Below are 2464 nucleotides of genomic sequence, written 5' to 3'. Positions count from 1 at the left end.
GGGCTGGGCTTCGTCTTCGTCGCCGACGAGGACGAACTCGCCTACCTGGCCGTCTGGGACCTGCTGGCCGTGATCTACGTGGGGATCGGCGCCGTCGTGCTGCGCCGGTCGCGCCGGGCGCCGACCCCGGTCAGCGCCGGCCCGGCGACTCAGCGGTTGCGGTTCAACTTCCTGTTCGCCCTGGTGGCCAGCCTCATCGGATTCACGGTCGCGGTCGACATCGCGGTCTCGGACAACCCGGACGACTACGCGATCCTGCTGAACATCCTGGGCGTCGTCGCGATGATCCTGTCCTGGATGCTGCTGCAGGCCGGCTACGCCCGCCGGTACGCGACCATGTACCGGCAGGCCGGCGGCCTGACCTTCCCGGACACGCCCGACCCGTCGGCGGTCGACTTCGTCTACTTCGCGGTCACCATCGGCACCGCGTTCTCGGTCTCGGACGTGCTGGTCACCACCGCCCGGATGCGCTGGCACGTGCTGGTGCACTCGATCATCAGCTTCTTCTACAACGCGGCCGTGGTGGCCTTTGCGCTGAGCATGTTCGCGGGTCGCTGACGTCGCGCCGGACCGCCCCGCCCGGTGGCGCCGCTCAGAGCGGCCGCTCGTGGCCCGGGGCGGGCGGGTCGGGCAGCCGCCCGGCCATCAGCGGGGTCGCCTCGTCCCAGACGGCCCCGGTGGCGACGTCCGCCCGGCGCCGGGCCATCCCGCCCAGGGTCTCCAGCACCACCCGGTTGCCGAGCATCGCGGTGATGTCGGCGTGATCGTAGGGCGGGGCCACCTCGACGATCTCCAGACCCACCAGGGGCACCTCCCGGCCGATCCGGCGGACCGCGTCCAGCAGTTCCCGCGCGCTGAACCCGCCCGGCTCCGGGGTGCCGGTGCCCGGCGCGGCGGCCGGGTCGCACACGTCGATGTCGACCGACAGGTACACCCCGTCGGTATCGTCGGTGGCGATCCGCATCGCCTCGTCCAGGACCCGGTCCAGTCCGCGCCGGCCGATCTCGGCCATCTCGTAGCAGTGCATGCCCTGTTCGGCCATCCACTGCAGCTCGGGCGGCTCGGGCCAGTAGCCGCGCAACCCGATCTGCAGGAACCGGTCGCCGCGGACGGCGCCCGACTCGATCACCCGGCGCATCGGCAGCCCGTGCCCGTAGAGCGAGCCGAACTGGATGTCCCCGGTGTCGGCATGCGCGTCGAAGTGGATCACCGAGATCCGCCCGTACCCGAAATGCTCGGCCATGGCCGTGATGTCGGGCTGGGCCACGGTGTGGTCACCACCCAGGACGACCGGCACCTTGCCGGCCCGCAGGATCGTCAGCACGGCCGCCTGGAGGGCGTCCAGGGAGCGCTTCGTCTCGGTCGGAGCCATCTCCACGTCGCCAGCATCCACGACCCCGGCCAGCGGGTCCACCCGCAACGCCAGGTGCGGGCGGGACCCCGTGTGCTCGGAGTAGTCACAGCTGCGCAGCGCCATCGGGCCCATCCGGGCGCCGGAGCGGTACGAGGTCCCCGCGTCGTAGGGCGCGCCGACGATCACCGCGACGGCATCGGCGTAGCTCGCCGGGTCGTCCAGGTCGCAGCGGGGCACCCCGGTGAAGGTGACGTCGGGTCCGTACATCGAGCCGTACCTGGCCATCCGTCGATTCTGCCCCGCCGGATCCGCAGCGGTCGGTCCCCCGCCCGGCGCGGCCACCCCTGATACTCAGCCGAGCCCGTGGTCGTAGGCCCAGATCACCGCGGCCACCCGGTTGCGCAGGGCGAGTTTGCCCAGGACGGCGCTGACGTGGGTCTTGACCGTCAACTCCGAGACCGTCAACTCGTCCGCGATCTCGGCGTTGGTCAGGCCCCGCGCGACCAGCCCGAGCACCTCCCGCTCGCGCGCGGTCAGGACCGCGACCGGCGTCGCGTCCGCGGGCCGGGGCAGCCGCCGCGCGTAGGTGTCCAGCAGCAGGCGGGTGACCCGGGGCGCGACCGCGGCGTGGCCGTCGGCCACGGCCCGCACGGCCTGCACCAGCTCCGGCACGGGCGCGTCCTTGAGCACGAACCCGCTGGCCCCGGCGCGCAGCGCGGCGTAGGCGTTGTCGTCGGTGTCGTAGGTCGTCAGCACCAGGACCCGGGCGGTCGGGTCGGTCGCCATGATCCGCCGGGTGGCCTCGATCCCGTCCATCACCGGCATCCGGATGTCCAGCAGCGTCACGTCGGGCGCCAGGGCGCGGAACTGCGCCAGCCCGCCGGCGCCGTCGTCGGCCTCGCCCACCACCTCGATGTCGCCGGCGTCCGTCAGGATCATCGCCAGGCCCATCCGGATCAGCGGCTGGTCGTCCACCAGCAGCACGCGGATCGTCATGCCGGGGCCACCGGCTCGGCCGGTCGGGCGGCCCGGCCGTCGACGACGGTGCCCCCGTCACGCTCGGCGCCCGGCCGGGCGGGGGTCGCCGGGGCGGGGGTCGGCGGGAGCGGG

Annotated in this window: 3 protein-coding genes; 1 reads left to right on the top strand and 2 read right to left on the bottom strand. The window is 73.4% G+C overall.

All coding sequences use genetic code 11. From position 1 onward, the window contains the following. The coding region (locus ACOJUF_RS11510) for a DUF1345 domain-containing protein (protein ID WP_420121986.1) at nt 1-558 on the top strand (558 nt) is incomplete at its 5' end. Nucleotides 559-592: 34 nt separating this feature from the next. On the opposite strand, the gene speB is transcribed toward ACOJUF_RS11510, so the two are convergent. Both speB and ACOJUF_RS11500 read right to left on the bottom strand, forming a co-directional pair. Further along, the gene (speB, locus tag ACOJUF_RS11505; protein WP_420121985.1) at nt 593-1639 is read right to left on the bottom strand and encodes an agmatinase; all 1047 of its coding nucleotides are present in this window, start codon (nt 1637-1639) and stop codon (nt 593-595) included. A 66-nt stretch (nt 1640-1705) separates the two neighbouring features. Next, nucleotides 1706-2350 (bottom strand): response regulator, encoded by a 645-nt coding sequence (locus tag ACOJUF_RS11500; RefSeq protein WP_420121984.1) that lies wholly within the window; start codon nt 2348-2350, stop codon nt 1706-1708. Nucleotides 2351-2464 lie beyond the last annotated feature (114 nt).

Origin of the sequence: Nakamurella sp. (assembly GCF_048594475.1) — a bacterium.
In the GTDB taxonomy this organism is placed as follows: Bacteria; Actinomycetota; Actinomycetes; order Mycobacteriales; family Nakamurellaceae; genus Nakamurella.
The sequence above is the reverse complement of the archived record's forward strand: the minus strand, read 5'-3'. Positions and strand labels throughout refer to the sequence as shown.

Bases quoted from the DNA above. Each gene is read 5' to 3' on its own strand.
- speB (WP_420121985.1), bottom strand. From the start codon at position 1,639: ATGGCCAGGTACGGCTCGATGTACGGACCCGACGTCACCTTCACCGGG.
- ACOJUF_RS11500 (WP_420121984.1), bottom strand. From the start codon at position 2,350: ATGACGATCCGCGTGCTGCTGGTGGACGACCAGCCGCTGATCCGGATG.